General features: G+C 68.9%; 26 protein-coding genes. 19 read left to right on the forward strand and 7 right to left on the reverse strand.

Annotated features, from left to right (window positions below; translation table 11 throughout):
• The 5 genes from AC1D2K_RS06250 to AC1D2K_RS06270 all read left to right on the forward strand — a co-directional run.
• Positions 1–1398: ATP-dependent acyl-CoA ligase (locus AC1D2K_RS06250; RefSeq protein WP_478087172.1), on the forward strand; the 1398-nt coding region annotated here is incomplete at its 5' end.
• Positions 1399–1401: 3 nt separating this feature from the next.
• Complete coding sequence (locus AC1D2K_RS06255; RefSeq protein ID WP_478087174.1) at positions 1402–2151, forward strand: SDR family NAD(P)-dependent oxidoreductase; 750 nt, start codon at positions 1402–1404, stop codon at positions 2149–2151.
• A 48-nt stretch (positions 2152–2199) separates the two neighbouring features.
• A complete protein-coding gene (locus AC1D2K_RS06260) occupies positions 2200–2973 on the forward strand; it encodes an SDR family NAD(P)-dependent oxidoreductase (protein WP_478087176.1) in 774 nt (257 codons plus the stop codon).
• Positions 2970–3509 carry a MarR family winged helix-turn-helix transcriptional regulator gene (locus AC1D2K_RS06265; protein ID WP_478087178.1) on the forward strand — a complete coding sequence of 180 codons (540 nt, stop codon included), beginning with the start codon at positions 2970–2972 and terminating at the stop codon, positions 3507–3509. The genes AC1D2K_RS06260 and AC1D2K_RS06265 overlap by 4 nt, the downstream gene beginning before the upstream one ends.
• Entirely contained in the window at positions 3506–3940 is a 435-nt protein-coding gene (locus AC1D2K_RS06270) for an acyl-CoA thioesterase (protein ID WP_478087180.1), read from the forward strand. Before AC1D2K_RS06265 ends, AC1D2K_RS06270 begins: the two co-directional genes overlap by 4 nt.
• A gap of 8 nt (positions 3941–3948) precedes the next feature.
• On the opposite strand, the gene AC1D2K_RS06275 is transcribed toward AC1D2K_RS06270, so the two are convergent.
• Both AC1D2K_RS06275 and AC1D2K_RS06280 read right to left on the reverse strand, forming a co-directional pair.
• Complete coding sequence (locus AC1D2K_RS06275) at positions 3949–5010, reverse strand: phenylacetaldoxime dehydratase family protein (protein WP_478087182.1); 1062 nt, start codon at positions 5008–5010, stop codon at positions 3949–3951.
• A 25-nt stretch (positions 5011–5035) separates the two neighbouring features.
• Positions 5036–6085 (reverse strand): carbon-nitrogen hydrolase family protein, encoded by a 1050-nt coding sequence (locus AC1D2K_RS06280; protein ID WP_478087183.1) that lies wholly within the window; start codon positions 6083–6085, stop codon positions 5036–5038.
• Positions 6086–6247: 162 nt separating this feature from the next.
• Between AC1D2K_RS06280 and AC1D2K_RS06285 the strand changes: the two genes are divergently transcribed.
• The 5 genes from AC1D2K_RS06285 (at position 6248) to AC1D2K_RS06305 (ending at position 10040) form a co-directional block, all read left to right on the forward strand.
• The gene (locus tag AC1D2K_RS06285; RefSeq protein WP_478087184.1) at positions 6248–7213 is read left to right on the forward strand and encodes an AraC-like ligand-binding domain-containing protein; all 966 of its coding nucleotides are present in this window, start codon (positions 6248–6250) and stop codon (positions 7211–7213) included.
• Between the two features lie 68 nt (positions 7214–7281).
• Entirely contained in the window at positions 7282–8736 is a 1455-nt protein-coding gene (locus AC1D2K_RS06290; protein ID WP_478087186.1) for a DUF2252 domain-containing protein, read from the forward strand.
• Between the two features lie 38 nt (positions 8737–8774).
• Positions 8775–9236, forward strand: coding sequence for an N-acetyltransferase family protein (locus AC1D2K_RS06295; RefSeq protein WP_478087187.1), 462 nt, complete (start codon positions 8775–8777; stop codon positions 9234–9236).
• 136 nt (positions 9237–9372) lie between these two features.
• Positions 9373–9804 (forward strand): hypothetical protein, encoded by a 432-nt coding sequence (locus tag AC1D2K_RS06300; protein ID WP_478087189.1) that lies wholly within the window; start codon positions 9373–9375, stop codon positions 9802–9804.
• An 8-nt stretch (positions 9805–9812) separates the two neighbouring features.
• Complete coding sequence (locus tag AC1D2K_RS06305) at positions 9813–10040, forward strand: toxin-antitoxin system YwqK family antitoxin (RefSeq protein WP_478087191.1); 228 nt, start codon at positions 9813–9815, stop codon at positions 10038–10040.
• A 103-nt stretch (positions 10041–10143) separates the two neighbouring features.
• On the opposite strand, the gene AC1D2K_RS06310 is transcribed toward AC1D2K_RS06305, so the two are convergent.
• Both AC1D2K_RS06310 and AC1D2K_RS06315 read right to left on the reverse strand, forming a co-directional pair.
• Positions 10144–10965, reverse strand: a complete 822-nt coding sequence (locus AC1D2K_RS06310) for an N-acyl homoserine lactonase family protein (RefSeq protein WP_478087193.1) — start codon at positions 10963–10965, stop codon at positions 10144–10146.
• Between the two features lie 237 nt (positions 10966–11202).
• Positions 11203–12633 carry a mannitol dehydrogenase family protein gene (locus AC1D2K_RS06315; RefSeq protein ID WP_478087195.1) on the reverse strand — a complete coding sequence of 477 codons (1431 nt, stop codon included), beginning with the start codon at positions 12631–12633 and terminating at the stop codon, positions 11203–11205.
• A 126-nt stretch (positions 12634–12759) separates the two neighbouring features.
• Between AC1D2K_RS06315 and AC1D2K_RS06320 the strand changes: the two genes are divergently transcribed.
• From AC1D2K_RS06320 to manD, 8 genes are all read left to right on the forward strand, one after another.
• A complete protein-coding gene (locus AC1D2K_RS06320; protein WP_478087197.1) occupies positions 12760–13500 on the forward strand; it encodes a FadR/GntR family transcriptional regulator in 741 nt (246 codons plus the stop codon).
• A 132-nt stretch (positions 13501–13632) separates the two neighbouring features.
• Positions 13633–14403, forward strand: coding sequence for a substrate-binding periplasmic protein (locus tag AC1D2K_RS06325; protein WP_478087217.1), 771 nt, complete (start codon positions 13633–13635; stop codon positions 14401–14403).
• Positions 14404–14508: 105 nt separating this feature from the next.
• A complete protein-coding gene (locus tag AC1D2K_RS06330) occupies positions 14509–15348 on the forward strand; it encodes a transporter substrate-binding domain-containing protein (protein WP_478087199.1) in 840 nt (279 codons plus the stop codon).
• A gap of 29 nt (positions 15349–15377) precedes the next feature.
• Complete coding sequence (locus AC1D2K_RS06335) at positions 15378–16415, forward strand: L-idonate 5-dehydrogenase (RefSeq protein ID WP_478087201.1); 1038 nt, start codon at positions 15378–15380, stop codon at positions 16413–16415.
• A gap of 17 nt (positions 16416–16432) precedes the next feature.
• Positions 16433–17098, forward strand: coding sequence for an amino acid ABC transporter permease (locus AC1D2K_RS06340; RefSeq protein ID WP_478087203.1), 666 nt, complete (start codon positions 16433–16435; stop codon positions 17096–17098).
• 15 nt (positions 17099–17113) lie between these two features.
• On the forward strand, positions 17114–17773 hold the full coding sequence (locus AC1D2K_RS06345) for an amino acid ABC transporter permease (RefSeq protein WP_478087205.1): 660 nt from the start codon (positions 17114–17116) through the stop codon (positions 17771–17773).
• Positions 17770–18564 (forward strand): amino acid ABC transporter ATP-binding protein, encoded by a 795-nt coding sequence (locus tag AC1D2K_RS06350; protein WP_478087207.1) that lies wholly within the window; start codon positions 17770–17772, stop codon positions 18562–18564. Before AC1D2K_RS06345 ends, AC1D2K_RS06350 begins: the two co-directional genes overlap by 4 nt.
• 31 nt (positions 18565–18595) lie before the next feature.
• Positions 18596–19807 (forward strand): D-mannonate dehydratase ManD, encoded by a 1212-nt coding sequence (manD, locus tag AC1D2K_RS06355; RefSeq protein WP_478087209.1) that lies wholly within the window; start codon positions 18596–18598, stop codon positions 19805–19807.
• A gap of 57 nt (positions 19808–19864) precedes the next feature.
• Here manD and AC1D2K_RS06360 read toward each other — a convergent pair whose 3' ends face one another.
• Genes AC1D2K_RS06360 through AC1D2K_RS06370 form a run of 3 tightly spaced genes read right to left on the reverse strand, consistent with a single transcriptional unit; the run spans position 19865 to position 24762 of the window.
• Positions 19865–21355, reverse strand: a complete 1491-nt coding sequence (locus tag AC1D2K_RS06360; RefSeq protein WP_478087210.1) for a class I adenylate-forming enzyme family protein — start codon at positions 21353–21355, stop codon at positions 19865–19867.
• A gap of 4 nt (positions 21356–21359) precedes the next feature.
• Entirely contained in the window at positions 21360–22382 is a 1023-nt protein-coding gene (locus AC1D2K_RS06365) for a Bug family tripartite tricarboxylate transporter substrate binding protein (RefSeq protein ID WP_478087211.1), read from the reverse strand.
• A 37-nt stretch (positions 22383–22419) separates the two neighbouring features.
• Positions 22420–24762, reverse strand: coding sequence for an acyl-CoA dehydrogenase (locus AC1D2K_RS06370; protein WP_478087213.1), 2343 nt, complete (start codon positions 24760–24762; stop codon positions 22420–22422).
• A 162-nt stretch (positions 24763–24924) separates the two neighbouring features.
• Between AC1D2K_RS06370 and AC1D2K_RS06375 the strand changes: the two genes are divergently transcribed.
• Positions 24925–25599: citryl-CoA lyase (locus AC1D2K_RS06375; RefSeq protein ID WP_478087215.1), on the forward strand; the 675-nt coding region annotated here is incomplete at its 3' end.

The raw sequence follows: 25599 nt of genomic DNA on the forward strand, positions 1-25599 counted from the left end.
GCCCTGATGTGCGGCAACCGCATCGAGTTCCTCGAGGCCTTTCTCGGCGCCGGCTGGCTCGGCGCCGTCGCGGTGCCGGTCAACACGGCGTCGATGGGTCCGCAGATCGAGTACTTCCTCGCCAACAGCGAGGCGAAGCTGCTCGTGATCGAGGCGGATTGGCTGGAGCGTCTGCAGACCGCGGACCTGGCCCGAACCGCGCTGCGCGAGATCTGGGTCATCGGTGACGCGCAGGCCGCCTGGCAGCCGCCCGCGGGCATCCGGCTGGTGCCGTACCCGCTCGGCGGCGAGCCGATCGCGCCGGCGGCGGTCCAGCCCGGCGACCCGCTCGCGATCCTCTACACCTCCGGCACCACCGGCCCGGCCAAGGGCGTGATCTGCCCGCATGCCCAGTATTTCTGGTGGGGCGTGAACAGCGCCGAGGTGCTCGGTGTCGGCGCCGACGACGTGCTGTGCACCACGCTGCCGCTGTTCCACATCAATGCGCTCAACACCTTCGCTCAGGCCGCGCTCACGGGCGCCGAGGTGGTGTTCGAATCGCGCTTTTCGGCCTCGGGCTTCTGGCCCTCGATGCGCGCCAGCGGCGCCACCGTGGTCTACCTGCTCGGCGCGATGGTGCCGATCCTTCTGGCCCAGCCCGAAGGGCCCGGCGAGCGGGAGCACCGGGTTCGCACCGGGCTCGGCCCGGGCGTGCCGGCGGCGGCGGCCCAGGCCTTCCTGGCGCGCACCGGCGTGCGGCTGCTCGAAGGCTACGGCTCGACCGAGACCAACTTCGCGATCGCCACCGCCCCCGATTCGCCGCGCGGCGGCGTGATGGGCTGGCTGCGGACGGGCYTCCAGGCGCGGGTCGCCGACGAGGACGACGCCGAGCTGCCGCCGGGCGAGGCCGGCGAACTGCTGCTGCGCGCCGACGAGCCCTACGCCTTCGCGAGCGGCTACTTCAACATGCCGCAGAAGACCGTCGAGGCCTGGCGCAACCTGTGGTGCCATACCGGCGACCGCGTGCTGCGCGACGCCGACGGCGCCTTCCGCTTCGTCGACCGCATCAAGGACGCGATCCGGCGCCGGGGCGAGAACATCTCCTCCTTCGAGGTCGAGCAGGTGCTGCTGAGCCATCCGTGCGTGGCCGCCTGCGCCGTCTACCCGGTGCATTCCGAACTGGCGGAGGACGAGGTGATGACGGCGCTGGTGGCCCGGCCCGGCAGCCGCGTCGATCCCGACGAACTCATGCGCTTCTGCGAGGGGCGACTGCCTTACTTCGCCGTGCCCCGCTATGTCGACCTGCTGGACGACCTGCCGCGCACCGAGAACGGCAAGGTGCAGAAGTACAAGCTGCGCGAGCGCGGCGTGTCGGCCGCGACCTGGGACCGGGGGCCGGCCGCGCGGGCCAGGGGCTGAGCGATGTTCTCCCTCGACGGTCGTACGGCTTTCGTCACCGGCGCAGGGCAGGGCCTCGGGGCCGCGATCGCGCGCGGGCTGGCCGAGGCCGGCGCCAGCGTGGTGCTCGCCGATATCGACGGCCCGGGCGCCGATGCCGTCGCGGCGAGCCTGCGGGACGCCGGCCACGCGGGCTTATCGATGGTGCTCGACGTGCGCGACGAGGCCGCCTTCGTCCGCTGCTTCGAAGCGGCGGTGCAGCGCTTCGGCGCGGTCGACGTGATGGTCAACAACGCCGCCTCGACACCCGCCACCTCGCTCTGGGACATCACGGCCGGCGAGTGGGACGAAGTCATGGCGGTGAACCTGCGCGGCAGCTTCTTCGGCTGTCGCATCGCCGGGCGCCACATGCGCGCGCGAGGCTCGGGACGCATCATCAACCTGAGCTCGATCGCGGGCCAGCAGCCCAGCGCCGCGACCGGTGTTCACTACGCGGCCTCCAAGGCGGGCCTGATCGCGCTGACGCGTTCGTTCGCGCAGGCCCTGGCGGCCGATGGCGTGACGGTCAACGCGATCGCCCCGGCGGCGATCCGCAGCCCGCTGCTCGACGCCATGGACGCCCCGCACCGGCAGGCGCTGCTGAGCGGCATTCCGCTCGGCCGTTTCGGCGAGGCGCAGGAAGTGGCGGCGGCCGTGGTGTACCTCGCTTCGGCGGCGGGGGCCTTTGCGACCGGCACGACGCTCGACCTCAACGGCGGCCGCTCGATGCGCTGAAAAAGCACCGGTGGTTAAAATGTTTAGTTGTCAACGATTTATCCAGCCATGAAGAATGCACTGAATGGGCGCCACGCGGTCGTGACCGGCGCCGCACGCGGAATCGGCGCCGAGATCGCGCGCACCCTGGCGGCCGAGGGCGCACGCCTCGGCCTGATCGGCCGCGATCGCGCCGCGCTGGAGCGTGTACAGAGCGAACTGCCGGGCACGGGACACGCCGTGGCGGTGGCCGATGTCGGCGACGCCGACTCGGTGCGCGCCGCCTTCGAGGCCCTGCGCGCCGCGTCGGGCCCGGTCGCCATCCTGGTCAACAACGCGGGCCAGGCCGAGAGCGCGCCCTTCCTCAAGACCTCGGTCGAGCTCTGGCAGCGCATGCTGGGGGTCAACCTCACGGGCAGCTTCCTGTGCGCCCAGGCCGCGCTGCCCGACATGCTCGAGCTCGGCTGGGGCCGCATCGTCAACATCGCGAGCACCGCGGGCCAGAAGGGCTACGCCTATGTTTCGGCCTACACGGCGGCCAAGCACGGCGTGATCGGCCTCACGCGATCGCTGGCGCTCGAAGTGGCGCGCAAGGGCATCACCGTGAATGCGGTCTGCCCGGGCTACACCGACACCGACATCCTGCGCGCCAGCGTCGCCAACGTGGTCGGCAAGACCGGCCGCAGCGAGGCCGATGCGCTGGCGGAATTCGCGGGCGTCAATCCGCAGCGCCGCATCGTGCAGCCGGCCGAGGTGGCGGACGCGGTGCGCTGGCTGTGCGGCGAGGGGGCGGCTTCGGTCACCGGCCAGTCGATCTCGGTGTCGGGAGGAGAAGTGACATGATCGACAGCACCAACGACCCCTCGCACGCGGCGCTCAGCGACGCCGAGGAACTGGGCCACGAGGCCCGCGCGGGCAACGACGACCACGCCGTGCTCAAGCTCTGGCTGCGCATGCTGGCCAGCACCACGCAGATCGAGGCCGAGATCCGCAAGCGGCTGCGCGAGCGCTTCGACATCACGCTGGCGCGCTTCGACTACATGGCGCAGCTCTACCGCTACAAGGACGGCCTCAAGATGCGCGTGCTGTCGCGCTACCTGATGGTCACCGGCGGCAACGTGACCGGCCTCACCGACGAGCTGGAGCGAGAAGGCGTGGTCTCGCGCACCGCCAGCCCGGACGACCGCCGGGCCTGGATCGTGAGCCTCACGCCCAAGGGCCGCCGCAGCTTCGAGGCCATGGCCAGCGAGCACGAGCAATGGATCCTCGAGATGTTCTCGGGGCTGGACATGAAGACCGTGAAGCAGCTGCACAGCCAGCTGGGTCTGTTGCGGGTGCATGTGATGCGCAACGAGGCGGCAGGCGAGGAGTCGCCGTGAGCGAGTCGTTGGCCGGCGCGTTCCGCCGCGAGCGGCTGATCCGCTTCTCCGACTGCGATCCGGCGGGCATCGTCTTCTACCCGCAGTATTTCGTCATGTTCAACGGCCTGGTCGAGGACTGGGTCGACGCGCTGGGCATCGGCTATCAGCGGTTGATCGTGCAGCAGCGCATCGGCCTGCCGACGGTGCGTCTGGAGGCCGACTTCCGCGCCGTGAGCCGCTTCGGCGACCGCGTGACGCTGGCGCTCGCAGTCGAGCGCCTGGGCACGCGCTCGCTGACCCTGGCACTGCAGTGCGTCGACGCCGAAGACGAGCTTCGCATGCAGATGCGCCAGGTGCTGGTGACGACCTCGCTCGAGAGCCATCGCGCGCTCGAGATTCCCGCGGCGCTGCGCGATGCGATCGTGCGCGGCGTGCCCTCCGAGGGCTGAGCCTCCGCTCAGGCCGCCAGGCCGTTCATGAGCCCGGTGCGCGGGTGGCAGTTGATGTACTCGTAGCTCTGCGCGTCCGCCTTCAGTACCGACACCTCGTGGTACACGCGCAGCTGCAGCTCGAAGTTGAGCTCCTGCACATAGCGCATGAAACTGCCGAAGATCGCCACGTGCGTGGGGTGCGACTCGGCCCAGCGCTCCATGTCCGCCAGCGAGCGCCAGAAGCTCAGGCCGAAGGACTTCTGAAGCGGCGCGCCGCTGCCGTCGATGTGGTGCATGTAGCGGTTGCTGTAGCAGCCGATCGCGAGGCCCTGGTCGCGCAGGAAATCCATGCCCTCGCGCAAGGTCGGTTCCATGTCCTCGAGGTAGAGCGTGCGCTCGCGGCCGCTGGTGTCCGTCCATTCCTGGCCCGAGCGGATCATCGCCACGTTCTCGTGGCCGGCGATGCGCACGCGCCGCCCCGGCGCCGGCGCGCCCGAGATCGCGCTGCGGGCTCCCGAGGGCGCCATCGCGTCGGTCTGCGACAACGGGATCCGGTCGCGCATCGAACCCCAGTAGCCGTGCTCCTGGATCTCGCCGCTGACCCCGCCGCCCAACACGACGCCCACGCCTTCGAAGCGGTCGGGCGTGCTGAACATGGTCTCGTAGTGCTCGGCCCGCGGCGAGGCGATCTCGCGGAAGTAGCCCAGCCCGTCGTCGAGCCGCGCGGGCGAGCGCCACCAGTCGTCGATCTCGGGCGTGGCGCACCAGCGCGCGAAGGCCGCCGGGTCGCTCCAGTACGCGATCGCGATCATGTTGTCGAAGCCCTCGGCGTCGACGAAGTGCGCCAGGTCATGGTGGCCCGGCCCGTCGGCGAGGCCGAAGCTGCGCGCGATCTTCATCAGGGCGGCGCAGGCGCGGCCCTGCAATCCGGGCCCGCGCGACTGCACGCCGAAGTAGCCCATCACCACTTGGCCCACATCGGCGGCTGCGCGGGCCGACCAGACGGGGTAGGGCGGCGTGTAGTCGTCCTCCACCCGGCGGTGCCGGGTGCGCGGACATTTCAGATGCTCGGCAATGGCGGATTCCATGGCGCTTCCCCCGTGACGTGGCGGCTCAGGCCACGACCGGCTGGCGGGCGGCAGCCGCAGCCGGTTCGACCGGCGTGGACACCGGCTCGGCGACAGTCTTCTCGGGTTCGGCCGGCCCCTGCAGAACCACAGGCTCGCGCCGCTTCCTGTTGAACAGAAGCTGCGTCACGTCGGGCCGCGAATAGTGGCCGGCCGGGTCGCCCGCAGCCTTGGCCAGCGAGATCATGCCGAGGTCGATGTCGGCCACCACCAGGCCTTCCTCGTCCTCGGCCAGGTTCTTGCCCAGCGGCGATCCGTCGGGCCCGTAGATGCGCGCGAAGCCGCCGCCCACCAGCAGCATCTGCTGCTTGCCGGCGTCGGTGCACAGCATCTCGTGCATCGACTTCGAGACCGTGGCGCAGGGCGCGACCACGAAGCACTGGCCCTCGGCCGCATACACCTGGCTGGCCGCGTTGTTGACTTCGGCACCGAGCGCGTAGGCGGCGCCGCGGTAAAGCGAGAAGCTGGGCCAGGCGCCGCAGTGGATCTGCTCGTTCTGCGCGTACATCGCGTACTTGCTGAGCGGCTGCAGGTGCTCCCAGCACGACAGCGAGCCGATGTTGCCGATCGGCGTCTCGACCACGCTCAGATCCGAGCCGTCGCCCTCGCCGAACACGGTGCGCTCGACATGCGTCGGCTTGAGCTTGCGGCGCGTCTGCAGCGTGTGGCCCTGGTCGTCGATCAGCGCCTGGGCGATGTAGAGGCTGCCCGCGGCCTTCTCGCTGTAGCCGAGCGAGACCCAGATGCGGTGCTTGCGCGCGGCCTCTCGGATGCGGTCGAATTCGGCCGAACCGACCACCAGCGCGTTGTCGTGGTAGCGCTGCACGAACTGCATGCCCCAGGCCGGCGAATCGAGCCAGATCCACCACGGATAGCCGGGCACCCAGGTTTCGGGGAAGGCGATCAACTGCACGCCCTGGCCGGCCGCCTGTGCCATGAGTTCGATGGTCTTGTCGATGGTGCCGTCGAGGTCGAGGAAGACGGGCGCGGCCTGCACCGCGGCGACGCGCAGGCGGGGATGGGTGGTGCTGGACATGGTGTTTCTCCAAAGGGGTGGAAAGGAACCCGCGGCCTCCGGGTTAGCGCGGTGGCACACGGGTTGCTTGAAGCGTAAGTTCGCCGCCTGGAATCAGCTTGTCCGGGCTTCGCGGCGTTCTTGATCCAGCGTCGCAAGCCGCATGTCCCCGGAAGGACCCCCATGACACAACTGCTCACCACTGCCGTCGTCCCGCGCGAGCAGCGGCTCGCCTACTGGACCGACATGATCTGCAACGTCTATGTCCAGCTCGGCTGCGATCCGGTCGCAGGGGATCGCTCCAAGGGTGATTTCGAGGGCAGCATCCGCCAGCACACGCTGCCCAGCCTCGATGTCTCGGTCGTCAGCTCGGGGCCGCAGAAGGTGATGCGCACCGCCGGCCATATCGCGCGCTCGTCGGACGACTATTTCCTGGTCAGTATCCAGGCCCGCGGTCAGGGCGTGGTGCGGCAGGACGGGCGCGACGCCGTGCTGTCGGTGGGCGACTTCGCGCTCTACGACAGCACACGGCCCTACCAGCTGCTGTTCGACGATGCCTTCGAGCAGATCGTGCTCAAGCTCCCAGGCGAGCGCCTGCGCAGCGAGCTGCGCGAGACCCAGACCCTGACCGCCACCACGGTGTCGGGCCGCGAGGGTGCTGGCCACCTGCTGCTGGGCATGATCCGCACGCTGCACGAGGACATCGACGCGCTGCAGCCGGCCTCGGCGCTGGCGGTCGCCAACGGCGTGCTCAACATCCTGGTGGCCGGCCTGCAGACGCTGCCGGCCGCGCGCTCGCCGGGCCTGAGCAACCTGACGGCCTTCCACCTCGCGCGCATCAAGCGGCGCATCGACGAGCGGCTGGACGATCCGGCGCTGTCGGTCGGCACGCTGGCGGCCGGTCTCGGCCTCTCGGTGAGCCAGATCCACCGGGTGTTCAAGAGCGAGCCGGTGACGCCGGCGCAGTACATCTGGGAGCGCCGGCTCGAGGCCTGCAGCCGCGACCTGCTGGACCCGCGCGCGGCCGGCCGCACGGTCGGCGAGATCGCCTATGGCCGCGGCTTCAGCGATGCCGCGCACTTCAGCCGGGCGTTCCGCGACCGCTTCGGCTGCTCGCCGCGGGACTGGCGCCAGCGCGTCGCGCATTGATCTTCCGCGGCTGCCGCCACGGCGCGGGTTCCGGCATGATGTGCGGCGCAGCCCCACCGGAGAGAAGCATGGCACGTGCCGACAGAGCCGAACCCGAGAACGCGAACGAGAGCGAAGACACGACGCGAGCGCAGGCGCTGGCGAGCGCGTTCACCGCCGTGAGGCCGACCGTCGAGGAGCGCATGGCCGCCGGCAAGGCCTTGCGCGAGCGCGTGCCCCGGGCCAGCCACGGCGCCTTCGAGCGCCAGCCGGAGGTCGACCCCGTGGCCATCCTGAAAGCGCAGGCGGCCACCCGGCTGCAGGAGCTGGTGCCGGTGCGGCACGCACGCATGCTGCAGTCGCCGTTTGCCTTCCTGCGCGGCTCGGCGGCGGTGATGGCGGCCGATCTGGCCCCGAGTCCGACCACCGGGCTCCAGGTGCAGGCCTGCGGCGACATGCATGTGGCGAACTTCGGCGTCTTCGCGTCCGCCGAGCGGCAACTGGTGTTCGCCATCAACGATTTCGACGAGACCCAGCCCGGGCCCTGGGAATGGGACGTCAAGCGGCTGGCGGCCAGCGCCTTCGTGGCGTCGCACCATCTGGGCGGCGACCGGTCCGAGCGCGAGGCCGCGGCGCGCGCCGCGGTGGAAAGCTACCGCAGCCGCATGCGCCGCTACGCGGGCATGGGCGAGCTGGAGACCTGGTACGACACCATCCACAGCGCGCGGCTGATCGACTCGCTGCCGCCCGCCATGCGCCCGAGTGCGGAAGCGGCGCTGGACAAGGCGCGCAAGCGCACCCACATGCAGGTGCTCGACAAGATGACCGACCTGGTGGACGACCAGCACCGGATCGTCGAGCAGCATCCCTTCATCGTGCGTTCGCCCCTGACCTCGATGGGCCGTCCGGTGGGCGAGGCGATCGGCCATTGCCTGGCCCACTACCTCGATTCGCTGGCGCCCGAACGCCGGCTTCTGCTGTCGCGCTACCGGGTGGTCGATGCCGCGCAGAAGGTGGTCGGCGTGGGCAGCGTCGGCACCCGCTGCTGGATGGTCCTGATGCAGGGGCGCGACGAGGACGACCCGCTGTTCCTGCAGCTCAAGGAGGCCCAGCCCTCGGTGCTGGCGGGCTACGCGGGCGGCCCTGTCGCGGCCGACGGCCCGGCCAACCATGGCGAGCGTGTCGTCCGGGGACAGCGGCTGATCCAGGGTTCGCCCGACATCTTCCTGGGCTGGGGCGAGATCGACGGCGTGCACTTCTACATCCGGCAGCTGCGCGACATGAAGGGCGGCATGGACCTGGAGCCGGGCGGGACCACGCCGGGCGGCTTCGTCGAATACTGCCGGCTCTGCGGCTGGGCACTGGCGCTGGCGCACGCCAAGTCGGGCGATGCGGCAATGATCAGCGGCTACCTCGGCAAGTCGGATGTGTTCGACGACGCGCTGGTGAACTTCGCGGCCGCCTATGCGGTGCAGACCCGGGCCGACCACGAGCGCTTTGCTGCGGCGGCGAAGGAGGGGATGGTGGAGGTGGCTGCCGTGTAAACCTTGCGGTCTCCCCAAACCCAAGTTCACATCTTCCTATGCCCGAACAAATCCGCATCCGCCCGGCCGTTGAAAGCGACTTCGATGCCTGGCTGCCCCTCTGGGACGGCTACAACTCGTTCTACGGCCGAAGCGGAACGACGGCATTGCCGGTCGACATCACACGGACGACATGGTCGCGCTTCCACGACGTTGGCGAGCCCATGCATGCGCTGGTGGCTGAAGGCTCATCGGGCCTTCTCGGTCTGGCCCACTTTCTTTTCCATCGAAGCACGACTCAGCTCGGGCCGAGCTGCTACCTGCAGGACCTTTATACGGTCAAAGCCGCCAGGGGGAGGGGCGTCGCACGCGCGCTCATCGAGGAAGTCTATCGGCGGGCGAAGGCGGGCGGTTCCCCGAGGGTGTACTGGCAGACCCAGGAGACCAATGCCACCGCGATGATGCTCTATGACAAGGTTGCCGAGAAATCGGGTTTCATTGTCTATCGAAAGATGCTCTGACGAAGGACAGGCGCAGCGCATGGGAATCTGCTTCAGAATTCGGCCCATGAGCGGTCCTCCGAGACGGTCACCCAGTTCACCCGCAAACGGACCCCCGGGGGCACAGGTTTCGTTCAACTTCTCCGCTTGGCACACCATGCACTTCATGCACAAGAGGTCACTTTTGCCCACGCATATGTGGGTGCTGGTCGCGGTGTATTTCGTCGCAAGCCTGGCGCACTTCGCCCACAACGCCGAGTTCATCGCCTTCTATCCCAACATGCCAAGTTGGCTTACCCGGGAGTACGTATACCTTGCTTGGTTGTCCGTCACCAGCCTGGGTGTTGCGGGTCTCATCGTCGTTCGCCTCGGTCTTCATGCGTTGGGCGTGTTTGCTGTCGGCGCGTACGGGGCATTGGGCCTTGATGGCCTCGCTCACTACAGCCTTGCCCTTTGCTCCGCGCACACGTTCGCAACGAATGTCACCATTTGGTGTGAAGCGATCAGCGGACTTGTGCTGATGCTCGCGTCGGCAGTCTTGCTTGCTCGTCGCATTGCCCATGTCAGGCACGGCCATCAGCGGACCTAGGAGGCCCGATGCCAGTGCCGGAAGAACGAGTTGAGTACTTCAAGGACGGTACGGTCCGCGCGCGGGGCCAGATGGTCGACGGCTTGTTGAGCGGCTACTGGGAATGGTTCCGCAAGGATGGCGTTCGAATGCGCTCGGGCTACTTCGAGCTTGGAGCTCAGGTAGGAACGTGGACGACCTACGACAAGCATGGTGCGGTGCACAAGGTCACCACGATGAAGCCAAAGGGCAAGTGACGGCCATTCACAGTCCTTCGCGACCGGGCAGTCGGCGGTGACGTTCGCGATCCCGGGGAACGTCGAGCCCGGAACATGCGCACGAGAACGCGCCCATGTCGCCCTACTCGTAGAACGCGGGCGACAGCTTCTGTCCGTCGCGCTGCGCCTTGTCGTGGTTGATCCAGAGCTGGGCGTTGTCCCTGGCCATGATGTTCGCGATCCGCTGCATCGAGGCGGCAGTCTGCTCCGCGTTGAAGTTGATCGAGGGAACGCGTCTGTGGTCCCAGTTGCCCTTGAAGTGGACGGCATCGCCGGAAAGCAGGACTGCGCCGGTTCGGGGTAGCTTCACGACCAGCGATTGGTGCCCCACAGTGTGCCCGGGCGTCGAGATGATGGTGACACTGCCGTCGCCGAACACGTCGCGGTCGCCTTCGAATGCGGTCACCGTTGTGCTGGGCCGGGCCCGAAGGGAGCTTCCGTTCGGGGACTCGTATTCGGCTTTTTGCACCAGCAGCATCGAGTTCGGGAACATGTCGACATTGCCGATGTGATCGGGGTGGCCATGAGAAACCGCGACGAACTTGATGTCCGACGGCGACAACCCGAGTTCGTCAATCTGCGCCGCGAGCTTCTTCGGCAGGTGCCAGGTGATCGCGCGCGGATCCGAGGGTCGCAAGCCCTCGGGCATGGCCGCGACTGAGTCGGCGAGGCCCGTGTCCCACAGCAGCCAGCCCTGCGCGTGCTTGATGAGGTAGCAGCTGCCGGCGAACGGCATCGACTTGCCCACATCGACGCCCGGCGACCAGCGCGAGATGTCTCCCGCGACGCCTTCGCCACAGTTCAGGATGTAGAGGCGCTGAACGCCGGACGGCCGCGTTTGTGAAACGATGGGCTGCGCGCACGCCTGCAAGAGGGACAGGGCCGCTGCGAGACTGGCCACCATCAGCCCGAGGCGCCTGATACAGGACATCATGCTGTTCCCTTTCGTTTGACGCGACGAGGAGGGAACGCTTGTAGCAGTTCGCCAGCGAAACGGCAACGAAGTGCGCAGAAGGCGCAGTGTGACTCTCCTCCTTCTGGCCAGGGTGCGACGATCGGCTGCCAGGCCTCGAAACCGAGGATCGGAGGAGCCAGACGGCAAGCTCGACGCTTCGCACCGAACAGGCCATGGTGCAAACGATCAAGGTGAAGCCGTGATGTCGTCGAGCGCCGCTGCCAGGCCGGCAGACTCGATGCGACGCAGCCAATGGACCACGCGCGGCGCCCAGCGCGCATCGTCCGCACAGCCGGACGGCCAGATGGATGCGACCGACAGCAGCGCGCGCACGGTGCCTTCGGCATCACCCGCATGCTGGCGGGCCATCGCCTGCAGGGCAGCCGCCTGTGGGTCCGACATGTCGTAGGCACGCCCGGCTTCGTCTTCGCCGCGCAAGTAGCGCATCCAGGCCGCGCAGGCCAGCGCCAGGGGCTCCAGCTCGCGTCCCGCMGCCAGGGCATCGACGAGCGGCGGTCCCCAGCGCAGCGGGATCTTCAATGAACTGTCGCTCGCGATCTGGTGCACGCGGTGACGCAGGTGCGGATTGGCAAAGCGCTCGATCAGCGCGTCGCGGTAGGCGGGCAGCCCGGGCCGGCTCAGGCTGGGCATGGCCACGCGCGACATGAAGGCGTGCACGAAGCGCCGCACGCCGGGCTGCGCGATGCCGTCGGCCACGGTGGCCCAACCCTGCACGGCTCCGATCATGGCCAGCGCCGTGTGGCTGCCGTTGAGCATGCGCAGCTTGGCATCCTCGAAGGGTTTGACGTCCTCCACCACCRTCACGCCGGCCCCGGCCAGCAGTTCAGCGTCCGATGGGTCGGCCATGCGCCGCTCGATCACCCATTCCCAGAAGGCCTCGGTGCTCAGAGCGCCGCGGTCCTCCACCCCCAGCGCGGCCGCGGCCGCGTCGCGCTGCGCGTCGGTGGCGGCGGGGACGATGCGGTCGACCATGCTGTTCGGGAATGCGCATTGCGCCTCGATCCAGGCGGCCAGCGCGGGGTCTCGCGCGGCGGCATCCGACAGGCACAGCGCCTGCAGCTTGCGGCCGTTGTCCGAGAGGTTGTCGCACGAGGCCACGGTCACGCCGGGCAGGCCCGACTTCAAGCGCTGCGCCAGGCCGTCCACGATCAGCGCCGCCAGATCCGGCGTGTAGCCCTTTTCAGTCACGGTCAAGGTGATCCAGCGGGTCTGCGGCGCCGCCATGGCGTCGACGACCTGCTGCCGCTCGCGCGCGGCGACGCAGGTGCGCAGCAGAGCGCCGGGGATCTGCCAGCGCACCGAAGCGGCGTCCGCGATCTGCACCGCGTAGAGGCCGTCCTGCGCCGCCAGTGCATCCGCGGGCTGCGTGCTTCGCATGGCCACGCCGACCACCCCCCAGCGCGGATCGCCGCCCGCGATCAGGCGTTCGTAGACCAGCGCCTGGTGCGCCCGATGAAAGGCGCCCAGGCCCAGATGCACCACACCCGGCTGGGCGCTGTCGCGCCCGACATCTGGTAAGACCACCTGGGCCCCCGTGTCGAGCGCGCGCGCGGGCAGTGAGCCGAGAAGACGAGATCCAAGAGAGGGGAGGGACATGGGCGGAAGCAGGCGGCAGAATGGAAAACGGGAATTAGATCTCTGGATAGACCAATCCCTATWCTGGTAAACCACTATGGGCCATACGGCTCACCAATCTAATAATTGGTCCAACCACTTTCAGCCATGAACCTCAAGCTCATTTCCGGTAACGCCCAGGTCGAAGGCTCTTCCAAGGTCGCGGAGCGCTCCTACATGCGTCTGGCCGCGCAGATCATGGAGCTCATCCAGCACGGCGAGATCAAACCCGGCGAACGCCTTCCCGCAGAGCGCGTGCTGGCGGAGYGTTTCGACGTGAGCCGCACCGCCGTGCGCGAGGCAACGATCTCCCTGGAAATCCAGGGCGTGGTCGAAGTGCGCGGCGGCTCGGGCGTGTACGTCACGCAGACGCCGACGCCAATCAGGAACGTGGTCGTCTCCCCCTTCATGCCTGCGTCCGAGCCCGGCCCCTTCGAGCTTCTGCGCGCGCGCTGCCTGATCGAGGCCGAGATCGCCGGCCAGGCAGCGCAGGTGCGCAAGGACTCGGACCTCGACCGCATCTTCTCGGCGCTGACCGAAATGCACGAGCAGATGGACAACAAGGAGGCCAATGCCGAAGCTGACCGCCTGTTCCATGTGCGCATTGCCGAATCCACCGGCAACAGCGTGCTCATGCAGATGGTCACCGCCCTCTGGGCACAGGCCCGGGGACCGATCTGGACCAAGATCGAGCACCACTTTCACACGCCCGAACTGCGCCTGGCCTCGCATGCGGACCACCAGCGCATCTTCAACGCGCTGCTCGCGCGCGACGCGGATGCTTCGCGTGCTGCGATGCGCGCGCACATCGAGCGCGTGATCACCGAATTCACCCAAGCCTGGCGCTAAGACCAGGTCCATCCGTCAACAGCAGGAGACAAGCCCGTGCATTCCATTTCTCAGCCTGACCTCGGTGCGAATCTGCGCCGCGTCCTTGCCTGCGCCGCCGTCGCCATCGCAAGCTCCGTGCCCCTCCTTGCCATGGCGCAGACACCACCGGCCCAAGGCGTCAGCCCGCGCATCGACGCCATCCGCAAGTCGGGCGAACTGCGCGTGGGCGTGCTGCAGAACGCACCCTGGCTGCTGGAGAACACCAGCGGCACCGGTGAGCCCTGGAGCGGCCCGGCCTGGCTGCTGGCCAACGAATACGCACGCCTGCTCGGCGTGAAGCTGCGCACGGTGGCCGTGTCGCACGAGACCAAGGTGCCGGTACTGGCGGCCAACCAGGTCGACATGACGCTCAGTCCGCTGGGCGAAACGCCGGAGCGGCTCAAGGTGGTGGACTTCGTTCTTTACTCGAGCACCAGCATCTGCATGTTCGGGCGGGCGGACAACGCGCGCTTCTCCAAGGCGACATCGGTCGACGACCTGAACAATCCCGAGGTGACCATCGCCTACTTCACCGGCGGCGCCGAGGAGAACTGGGTCAAGGAGCGCTTTCCCAAGGCCCGCCTGCGCGCGGTGGCCAGTTCGGGCGCCACGGCGCCGGTCGAGGAAGTCATGGCCCGCCGCGCCGATGCAGCACCGATCAACCGCGTGCCGTGGGTCGGCCTGCAGCGCAAGGTGAAGGGGCTCGCGGTCCTGCCGAGTGCCGACAACTGCCAGCACAGCACCGAGAAGGCATCGCCGGTCGGTCTGGCCATCGACAAGAACCAGGCGCCTTACCTCGACTGGCTGCGCCAGGTCGCAAAGACCGTGAAGCCGAAGCTCGATGCCGACGAAGCGCGCGTGATCCAGGCTCAGCAGCCCTGACGGGCCCGGGCCCACCCCAACCTACCTCGCAAGACAAGCCAATCAACGCCGCGTGGCGGCGTTGGGGAATACCTCACCCATTTTTTTCCAGAACGGGAGACACACATGAAGACACTCGGCAGCACCGCCCTGCGCGGCATCGTCTCGGTCGCGCTTGCATTCGCCGCCACGGCGGCCCTGGCACAGACGCCACCCCCGCCCGGCGCCAGTGCGCGCATCGACGCCATTCGCAAGGCCGGCGTGCTGCGCGTGGGCGTGGTCAACAACCCGCCCTGGCTCTCGCAGAACACGACTGGCAGCGGCGAGCCGTGGTCGGGCCCTTCCTGGACGCTGGGCAACGAGTTCGCCAAGCTGCTGGGTGTGAAGATCGAGCCGGTGATGGTCAGCCATGAAACCAAGGTGCCGTCGCTGGTGGCCAACCAGATGGACATCATGATCGGCCCGCTGAACGAAACGCCCGAGCGCGCCAAGATCATCGACTTCGTCACCTTCTCCAACACCGGCGTGTGCATGTTCGGCCGCGCCAACAATCCGAAGTTCACCGCCGCCAAGTCGCTCGAGGACTTCAACAAGCCGGACATGACGCTCGCCTACTTCTCGGGCGCAGGTGAAGAACCGCTGATGAAGCAGACCTTTGCCAACGCCAAGCTGCGCGGCGTGACCAACTCCGGGTCGGTGGCGCCGATCGAGGAAGTGATGGCCGGCCGCTCCGATGCGGCACCGCTCAACCGCATGCTCTGGCCCAACATCAGCAAGAAGGTCAAGGGCCTGGCGGTGTTCCCCTCCGAGAACGATTGCCAGGACAGCAAGATCTTCCAGCTCGAAACCGGCATGGGAGTGGCCAAGGACCAGAAGGTCTATCTGGACTGGCTGCGCGCCGTCGCGCAACGCATGCAGCCCGCGCTCTCGCAGGAAGAGCGCGAAGCGACCAGGAATCTCAAGTAAGCCCGAGCGCGCCGCTCCGAGGAAACGCCATGTTGAACTGTGCCATCCACGGCGCGCGCGATTTGCGCGTGGCCGATCTCGCGCCCGAAGCGATCTCTCCCACGCAGGTCCGGGTGGCGGTCAAGGCCGTCGGCATCTGCGGCTCCGACCTGCACTACTTCCAGCACGGACGCGTGGGCGACTTCGTGATCCGCGCGCCGCTCACGCCGGGGCACGAGGCGGCCGGCCAGGTGCTGGAAGTGGGCGCGCAGGTGGCGCACGTCAAGCCGGGCGACCGTGTCGCCCTGGATCCCGCGCGCACCTGCGGCACTTGCCGCTTCTGCCGGATGGGCGCATCCAACCACTGCGAGAACGTGCACTTCTTCGGCAGTGCGAGCCGCTGGCCGCACATGCAGGGCGCGATGCGCGAGCAGGTCGTCGTCGAGGGTTTTCAATGCATGCCGGTGCCGGCGGACCTGCCTTTCGAGATCGCCGCCTTCGGCGAGCCGCTGGCGGTGGCGCTGCACGCGGTGCATGCCGCGGGCTCGCTGCTGGGCAAGACCGTGATGGTGGTGGGCGCCGGGCCGATCGGCGCGCTCACGCTCATGGCCGCCAGGCTGGCGGGTGCCAGCCGCCTGATTGCGGTGGACATCGTGGACCACACGCTGGCCGCATGCGCGCAGGTGGGCGCGACCGAGACCATCAACATCGCCAAGGACCCGCAAGGCCTGGATGCGCTCGCCGCTGGCAAGGGCCAGGTCGACGTGAGCTTCGAGGCGGCCGGCCACTACAGCGCGCTGGGCAACTGCATCCGCGTGACGCGCCCGCGCGGCACGGTGGTGCAGATCGGCACGCTGGGCGGCAGCAGCGAGGGATGTCCCTTCAGCCAGATCATGGTCAAGAGCCTGTCGTACGTGGGCACCTTCCGCTTCGTGGACGAGTACGCCTGGTCGGTGGACTACCTCGCGCGCGGCGTGCTCGACGTGTCGCCCCTGCTCACGGCCGCCGTGCCCGTGGCGCAGGTGCACGAGGCCTTCGAGCTCGCGGCCGATCGGCATCGGGCCATGAAAGTCATGGTCACCTTCTGAACGAGGTAGCAGACGACATGGAATTCGACTTTTCCCCGATTGCCGACAACTGGCGCTTCTTCGCCAGCGGGCTGGGCGTGACGATCGCGCTGAGCATCGTCAGCGCGGTCACCAGCATCCTGGCCGGCCTCTTCATCGCGCTGCTTCGCCTGTACGGGCCGCCCTGGCTGCGACCGCTGCTGGTGTTCTACATCGACACCATGCGTGCCATCCCGGTGCTGGTGGTGCTGGTGTGGATGTACTTCGCCTTTCCCATCCTGGTGGGCGTCACGCTGCCGCCTTTCTGGGCCGCACTGGTGGCGCTGACGCTGCACATCGCCGCCTACTCGGCCGAGGTGATGCGCGCGGGCATCGAGTCGGTGCGACCGGGCCAGACACGCGCCGCACTGGCCCTGGGCATGTCGCGGGCCCAGCTGCTGCGCAAGGTGGTGCTGCCGCAGGCCACCATCCGGATGTTGCCGGCCTTCGGCTCCATTCTCACCATGGCCATCAAGGACACCGCCATCGCCACCGTGATCGCCGTGCCCGAGCTGATGCACAGCGCCGAGACCGTGGCCGGCCAGAGCTACCGCCCGGTGGAGGTGTTCACCGCGGTCATGGTCGCCTTCTTCTGCATCCTGTTCCCGGTGACCCGGGGCGTGGACCGCCTCTACCAACGGGTGGCCCACCTGGGCCGCTCCTGAGCGGGAGGGGACATCATGCAATTCGACTGGTCCGTCATCTGGACGCACCGCGAGGCCCTGCTGCACGGCGCCGCGCTGACCGTGGGCCTCACTGTCGTCACCATGCTGCTGGCCGTGCCGGGCGGCATCGTGCTGGCGCTGATGCGCCTGTCGTCCAACCGGCTGCTGAGCAATCTGTCGCTGGCCTTCGTGGAGTTCTTCCGCAACCTGCCGCTGATCCTGGTCATCTACTGGGTGTTCTACGTGATGCCCATGGCGGCCGACGTGCAGTTCTCGCCGCTCACCACGGCGCTGGTGGCGCTGGTGTGCAACGTGTCGGCCTACAACGCCGAGACTTTCCGCGCCGGCATCAACTCGATCCGCAAGGGCCAAATGGAAGCGGCCCTGGCCATCGGCATGTCGCGCCGGCAGGCGATGTTCAAGGTGGTGATCCCGCAGGCGGCGCGCCGCATCCTGCCGGTGCTCGCCAGCACCTGGATCTCGCTGTTCAAGGACACCTCGCTGGTCTCGGTGATCGCTGTCAGCGAGCTGGCCTACAGCGCCATGCAGGTGCGCGCGCAGACGTTCCGCGTGCTGGAGATGCTCACCGCCATGGCCGCCCTCTACTGGCTCATGGGTTACCCGCAGGCCAAGCTGGTGGACTGGATCCACCGCCGTTATGGAGTGAAGGAATGAACCAAACCGATGCCGTCGCCGCCGCTGCCGCGGCCCGCAAGAATGCCGACCAGCCGCCGGTGCTGGTGTACGACCAGGTGCGCAAGCTCTACGGCGACTTCGTCGCCCTGCAAGGCGTGTCGCTGCAGGTGCACAAGGGCGAGGTCATGTGCCTCATCGGTCCCTCGGGGTCGGGCAAGTCCACGCTCCTGCGCTGCACCAACGCGCTGGAGACGATCGACGGCGGCCAGGTCCTGGTCGACGGCGTGCCGCTGCCCAAGCGCGAGTCCGAGGTGCGCCAGGTGCGCCGCCGCATGGGCATGGTGTTCCAGAGCTTCGAACTGTTCCCGCACAAGTCGGCGCTCGACAACGTGGCGATGGGCCCCATCACCGTGCTCGGCATGCGCGAGGACGAGGCCCGCCGGCGCGCCCAGGCCCTGCTGGAGAAAGTGGGCCTCGGAAGCAAGGCCGCCAGCTACCCGGCCAATCTCTCGGGCGGGCAGCAGCAGCGCGTCGCCATCGCCCGCGCGCTGGCCATGGAGCCCGAGGTGATGCTGTTCGACGAGCCCACCTCCGCGCTCGACCCCGAGACCGTCGGCGAAGTGCTCAGCGTGATGCAGAAGCTCGCGCAGGAGGGCATGACCATGATCGTGGTCACGCACGAGATGGGCTTCGCGCGCCGCGTGGCGGACTGGGTGGTGGTGTTCGAGTCCGGCGCCATCATCGAGCAGGGACCGCCCTCGCAGATCTTCGACAACCCCACGGTCGAGCGCACCCGAGACTTCCTGGGCCACCTCGGCTGGCACGGCTGAACACATCCACCCCCCACACACGCAAGCTCCCATGAAGATCACCAACGCCCGCGTCATCGTCTGCAGCCCCGGCCGCAACTTCGTGACCCTCAAGATCGAGACCGACGAAGGTCTCACCGGCATCGGCGATGCCACGCTCAACGGACGCGAGCTGTCGGTCGCGTCCTATCTCACCGACCATGTCATTCCCTGCCTGATCGGGCGCGATGCGCACCAGATCGAGGACATCTGGCAGTTTCTCTACAAGGGCGCCTACTGGCGGCGCGGCCCGGTCACCATGAGCGCCATCGCCGCGGTCGACACGGCGCTGTGGGACATCAAGGCCAAGGCCGCGGGCCTGCCGCTCTATCAGCTGCTGGGCGGCAAGAGCCGCACCGGCGTGATGGTCTACGGGCATGCCAACGGCAGCGACATCGAGCACACCGTGGACGAAGTGCTGCGCTATGCCGATGCCGGCTACAAGGCCATCCGCGCGCAAAGCGGCGTGCCGGGCCTGGACAAGGTCTATGGCGTCGGCAAGGGCACGCTGTTCTACGAGCCGGCCGATGCCGACCTGCCCTCGGAACACGACTGGTCCACCGAGAAGTACCTGCGGCACACGCCCAAGCTGTTCGAGCGCATCCGCGAGAAGCTGGGCTTCGAGCATCACCTGCTGCACGACGTGCACCACCGCCTCACGCCCATCGAGGCGGGCCGCCTGGGCAAGGACCTGGAGCCCTACCGCCTGTTCTGGATGGAGGACGCGACGCCGGCCGAAAACCAGGACGCCTTCCGCCTGATCCGCCAGCACACCACCACGCCGCTGGCGGTGGGCGAGATCTTCAACAGCATCTGGGACTGCAAGGGCCTGATCGAGAATCAGCTGATCGACTACATCCGCGCGACGGTGGTCCATGCGGGTGGCATCACCCAGCTTCGCCGGATCGCGGACCTGGCGTCGCTCTACCAGGTTCGCACCGGCTGCCACGGTGCGACCGACCTGTCGCCCGTGTGCATGGGCGCGGCGTTGCACTTCGACCTGTGGGTGCCGAACTTCGGCATCCAGGAGTACATGCGCCACACCCCGGAGACCGACGCGGTGTTCCCGCATGCCTACACCTTCCAGGACGGCATGCTGTATCCGGGCGACGTGGCCGGCCACGGGGTGGAGATCGACGAAGACCTGGCGGCCAAGTACCCCTACCAGCGCGCCTATCTGCCGGTCAACCGGCTGCAGCACGACGGCACGCTGTGGAACTGGTAAGCGGCCGCTGCTAACTCCGCCCCCTGTTCGAGCCGCATCCGATCGAGATCGAGGCCGTCAAGCGGGCGGCGCCAGCGCCCGCTTGAGGATCTTCCCAGTCGACGTGGTCGGCAGCGCATCCAGTACCGTGATGCGCGACGGCCGCTTGTACGGCGACAGATGCTGCCGCAGATGCGCTTGCAGGGCGCCCTGGTCGAGCGCGGCGCCGGGCTCGAGTTCGACGAAGGCTGCAATCGCCTCGTTGCCATCGGCCTCCGGCACACCCACCACGGCACTCAGGTGCACGCCCGGAAAGCGATTCAACACACCCTCGACCTCGGCCGGGTACACGTTGAAGCCCGAGCGGATGATCATCTCTTTCAGTCGACCGACGACGAACAGCGCACCGTCCGCATCGAGCCGGCCGAGATCCCCCGACGCGTACCAGCCGCCGGGGCGCATGACCTGCGCGGTGGCGGCTGGATCTCGGAAGTAGCCCAGCATCAAGCCGGCGCCACGCAGCCAGATCTCGCCGACCTCGCCGGGCGCGGCGTCGCTGCCGCCCGAGGTGACGATGCGGGCGTCGCCACCGTCGACGAGGTAGCCCGCCGAGGTGTCGTCGCGCGCCACGCCGCGCCGGGTCAGGAACACCGAGCCGGCGTATTCCGACAAGCCGTAGCCGTAGTGCAGCGGTTGCCCGAACATCGTCTCGACGCGCTGCTTGAGCGCCAGGTCGAGCGGTGCCGAGCCGGTGTAGAGGTAGCGCAGCTGCGGGAAGGCCGGCTTCGCGCGCGTCTCTTCCACGTGCGCCAGAAGCCGCGCGTACATGGTGGGCGGACCTTGCAGGTTCGACACCCCTTCATGCGCCAGCGCCTGCAGCATGTCCGCGGGCGAGAAGCTGCTGCGCAGCACCAGCGACGCCGCGCCGCTCAGCGAGGCCATCAGCACCGTCCCGAGCCCGAAGATGTGCGTCATCGGCAGGAAGGCGTAGGCGCGGTCGTCGGCCGTGAGGGCCCGCGAGGCCGCCGACACGCGGCCGAAGTGCAGCAGGCCGCGATGCGACACCATCACGCCCTTGGGCGTGCCCGACGTGCCCGAGGTGAAGATGATGGCCGCGGTATCGGCCAGCGCCGCGTCGGGCTCCGGGGTGGCGCCGGCGCGCAGCGGCGAACGCAGCACGCCGGGCAGGGCGCTCGGCACCGCGTGGGCTTGCTGCGCATGCTGCAGCGCCGCGGATGACACCTCGCTCGTGAAGTAGCAGAGCCGGGCGTCGGCACGCTCGACGATGGCGGCGACCTCGCCCGGCGACATGCGCGCGTTGACGCCGCAGGACCAGGCGCCCACGCGGCTGCAGGCCATGATCAGCGCGATGTGCGCGGCGCAGTTCTCGGCCACCAGCAGCACGCGGTCGGTGGGCCGCACGCCGGCGCCGCGCAGGTCTTCGGCGGCGGCGTCGACCATGGCTTGCAGCGCGGCGTACGAGGTGTTGCCGGCGGGCTCGTGCAGGAAGATCGCATCGGGCGTCTGCGCCGCACGCAGCGCCAGCAGCTCGTGGATTCGAGACGGCACCACGCTATTCCGCCTCGATGCCCTTGGACACCGTGGCCCACAGCTTGCGGTCGGATTGCCCCTTCTGGTCGAGCACCGCGGGCGCCCCGGACCAGACCTCGTAGCCCTGGTCGAGCAGCCGCGCCGCCACCGCCTCGCGCGCCAGCACCTTCACGGCCGCCGCGTTGATGCGCGCCACCAGCGCCGGGTCCATGCGGGCCGGCCCATAGAGGCCGAACCAGCCGCCGACGTCGAAGTCGGCAACGCCGGATTCGATCATGGTCGGCACCTCGGGCAGCATGCGGTTGCGCTGGCGCGAGGTGACTGCCAGCGCGCGCACCTTGCCCGATTCGATGAAGGGCCGCGAGGTGGCGATGATGTCGAACATCATCGCCAGCGTGCCGCCCATGACGTCGGACAGCGCCGGCGCGCTGCCCTTGTAGGCCACGTGCGCCATCGGCGCGCCGGTCATCTTCTCGAGCAGCGCACCGCTCAGGTGGTTCGAGGAGCCGACGCCCGCCGAGCCGTAGAACACCTTCTGCGGATTGGCCTTGGCGTAGGCCAGCAACTCGGCCACGGTGCGCACCGGCAGGTCCTTGTTGACCACCAGCACGTTGGTGTAGGCCACCAGCGGCGCGATCGGCGTCAGGTCCTTCATCGGGTCGAAGGCCATCTTGCGCTGCACGTTCGGGTTGATCGTGATCGTCGGGCTGGCGCCGAAGAACAGGGTGGCGCCGTCGGGCGCCGCCTTGGCGACCACATCGCCGCCCATCGAGCCGCCCGCGCCGGGCCGGTTCTCCACGATCACCTGCGTGCCCAGCTCCTGCGCCAGCGCAGGCGCGAGCAGGCGCGCGGCGCCGTCGACCGGACCGCCGGGCGTGTAGCCGACCACCAGCTTGACCAGCGTCGGCAGCGGCGCGGAGCCGGCGGTCTGCGCGGGCGCCAGCAACGGCCACAGCGCCGTGCCGGCCAGCAGCGCCAAGGTGCGCCGCCGGGGCAGAGGAGGGGTCGAGAGGTCGATGTTCGATGCGGTCTTCGGCTGGCTCATGGTCTGGTCTCCCTGTGTGTGCTCTTGCTTGCGGAACTCAGCCCGGCAGGTTCAGGACCTGCCGCGCGAGGATGTTGCGCTGGATCTCGTTGGTGCCGCCGTAGATCATGGCGGAGGTCGATCCGATCAACGGCGACAGCGCGTTGAAAGGCTGGCCATCGAGGTCCTGGTCGCCCGCGATGGCGCCTTGCTCTTCGCTGGCCTCGACCAGCAGCGCGCCGATGCGGTGATAGGTTTCGCTGGCCCAGATCTTGAGCAGCGAGACCGAGGCGGGCAATGGCTTGCCGGCCTTCACGAGGTTGGCAAACCCTGTATAGGCGGCGGAAAGATCCGCAACGTCGAGCTTGAGCGCCGTGTAGCGCTGCGCGAACACCGCATCCGCGAACAGCCGCCGCGACTGCGCCAGGCGCGCCAGCTGGCCCAGCGCGTACTGCGCCTGCTTGGGGCTGCCCAGGAAGATGCGCTCGAAGCCCAGCAGCGCCTTGGCGATGGTCCAGCCGCCGTGCAGCTTGCCCACCAGGTTCTCGGCCGGCACCCGCACCTGGTCGAAGAACACCTCGCAGAACTCGGGTTCGCCGGCCAGCGTGTCGATGGGCCGGATGGTGATGCCCGGCGTGCGCAGGTCGCACAGCAGGAAGCTGATGCCTTCCTGCTTCTTGGCCTCGCGGTCGGTGCGCACCAGCAGGAAGATGTGGCTGGCGTCCTGCGCCAGCGTGGTCCAGATCTTCTGGCCGTTGACGATGAAGTGATCGCCCTCGGCATCGCGCGCCTGCAAGGCCTCGGTGCGCAGGCCCGCGAGGTCGGAGCCGGCGTTGGGTTCGGAATAGCCCTGGCACCAGACGTGATCGCCGGCCAGGATGCGCGGCAGGAAGCGCTGCTGCTGCTCGGGCGTGCCGTGCTGGATCAGCAGGGGGCCGATCATCACGATGCCCTGGTCCGGCGCGCGCGCCACGCCATGCTGCTCGAGCTCCTCGATCCAGGCGATCATCTTGTCGGCCGCGAGGCCCATGCCGCCGTGCGCCTGCGGCCAGGCCGGCGCGACCCAGCGCTGCGCCGACAGCGTGAGATACCACTCGCGCATCTCGCTCCAGCGCGCGCGGTGCGACAGGTAGCGCAGCGCGGCCGGATAGCGCTGCTGCAGGAAGGCGCGCACCATGCGGCGGAACTCGGCCTCCGGCATCGCGCTCCAGTCGGCGCTCTGCGGAAACTCGCCGTGCCAGGCCGCGGCCTCGTCGGTGCGCGATCCGGCGTCGGCCAGCGCGGCATAGCGGCGCTGGTGCGCCGTGACATTGCCGAGCCAGGCCGAGAGCCGCAGCGTGCGCTTGTAGAAGAGGCTGAGGTCGCACTCCTGCGTGTAGCCGATCGCGCCGTGCAACTGCACCGCCGAGCGCGAGGCCTGCAGCGCGGCCGCCGTGCAACGCGCATTGACACGGCTGGCCTCGGCCTCGAGCCGTTCGATGGCGACGCCGGCCGGATCGCCGGCCAGCGCCAGCACCTCGTCGAGCGTCGCGCGCGCGATCTCGAGGTGGATGAACATGTCGACCGCGCGGTGCTGCAGCGCCTGGAACGCGCCGATCGGCTTGCCGAACTGCGTCCGGGTGCGCAGGTAGGCCARCGTCTGCTCGAGCATCGCCCGGCCGGTGCCGAGCAGCTCGGCGGCCTGCAGGATCTGGCCCGCGGCGAGCGCATGCCGCAGCGCATCCCGCGCCGACGGACCCTGCGCCAGCACGGCGCCGGCGGGYAGCGCCACGCGATCGAAGCGCAGCGTGGCGGCCTCGCCGCCGTCCACCAGCGGCACCAGGGTCTCGGTCACGCCGGTGGTGCCGCGTGGCACCCACAGCAGCACGGTGTCGTCGTCGCCGCGGGCCGACACCAGCCAGCCGCTGGCGGCCGCGCCGGGCAGCACCATCTGCTTCTCGCCCTGCAGCAGCACGCCGCCTTGCGGACCGGCTTCGCAGCCGCAGTCGAGCGGTACGTCGCTCAGGTCGCCGGCGCTCTCCTGCCAGGCCAACGCGGGCAGGCTGCGGCCCGCCACCAGTGCGGCCAGCAGCGCTGCGGCGGGCGCGCCGTCGAGGCGGGCCAGCAGCAGGGCGCCAAGGCCGGCCACGGCCAGCAGCGGCTCGGGGGCCACGTGCTCGCCGGCGGCGTGCAGGATCTCTGCCGCGCCCGCCAGGTCGAGGGCCATGCCGCCGGCCGATTCGGGCGCCAGCATGCCGGGCCAGCCCAGTTCCGCCAGTTCGGCCCAGCCGGCGGCCGCGGCGCGTGCGCGGTCGCCCGCAGGCTGCGGTTCGGTCAGCGCGCGGCAGCGGCGGATGCTGTCGCTGCGGGTGAAATAGTCCAGCGCCGCTTCGCGGATCGCTGACAGGGAATCGGAGTCCATGGGGGCTTGGGTGAGCAGTGGAGGGCGAGGGCAAGCGTGCCAGAAGCACCCCGCGAGCGGCATTCGCCTTTGCCAAAGGCAGGGTTCGGCAATGACTGACCCAGGGCGGCCGCCAAGGACTAGATTCGCAGCATTGCCGTTTTGCTGAATGCCTGCCCACCCATGACCAAGATCAAGAAATCCCTGCACACCGAACTCGGCCACAGCACGCCCGACCGCATCACGGTGCGCGGGCGCGACCTGCCGTCCGAGATCCTCGGCCACCTGAACCTCGGCGACATGGCCTTCCTCGAGCTCACCGGCCGCATCCCGACGCCGCAGGAGTCCGTGACCTTCAACGCCATCGTGGTCACGCTGGTCGAGCACGGCATCACGCCGAGCGCGCTGGTCGCCCGCCTGACCTATGCCGGCGCACCGGAAGCGCTGCAGGCCGCGGTGGCGGCCGGGCTCTGCGGGCTCGGCACGGTGTTCGTGGGCAGCACCGAGGGCGCGGCCCGCATGCTGTACGAGGCGATCCCGCCCGGCACCCAGCCGACCCGGCCGCTCGAGGACATGGCGCGCGAGATCGTCGCCGCCTTCCGCGAGCGCAAGGAGATCGTGCCGGGCCTGGGCCACCCGCTGCACAAGCCGATCGACCCGCGCACGCCGCGCCTGTTCCAGATCGCGGCCGAGAACGGCCTGTCGGGCCACTACGTGGCGCTGATGCAGGCGGTGCAGGCGGAAGCCGAACGGGTGTCGGGCAAGTCGCTGCCGATCAACGCCACCGGCGCCATCGGTGCGATCGCCTCCGAGTTCGGCTTTCCGTGGCGCATCATCCGCGGCTTCGGTGTGATGGCC

It is taken from the genome of Variovorax sp. P1_H12_2, from assembly GCF_056405335.1.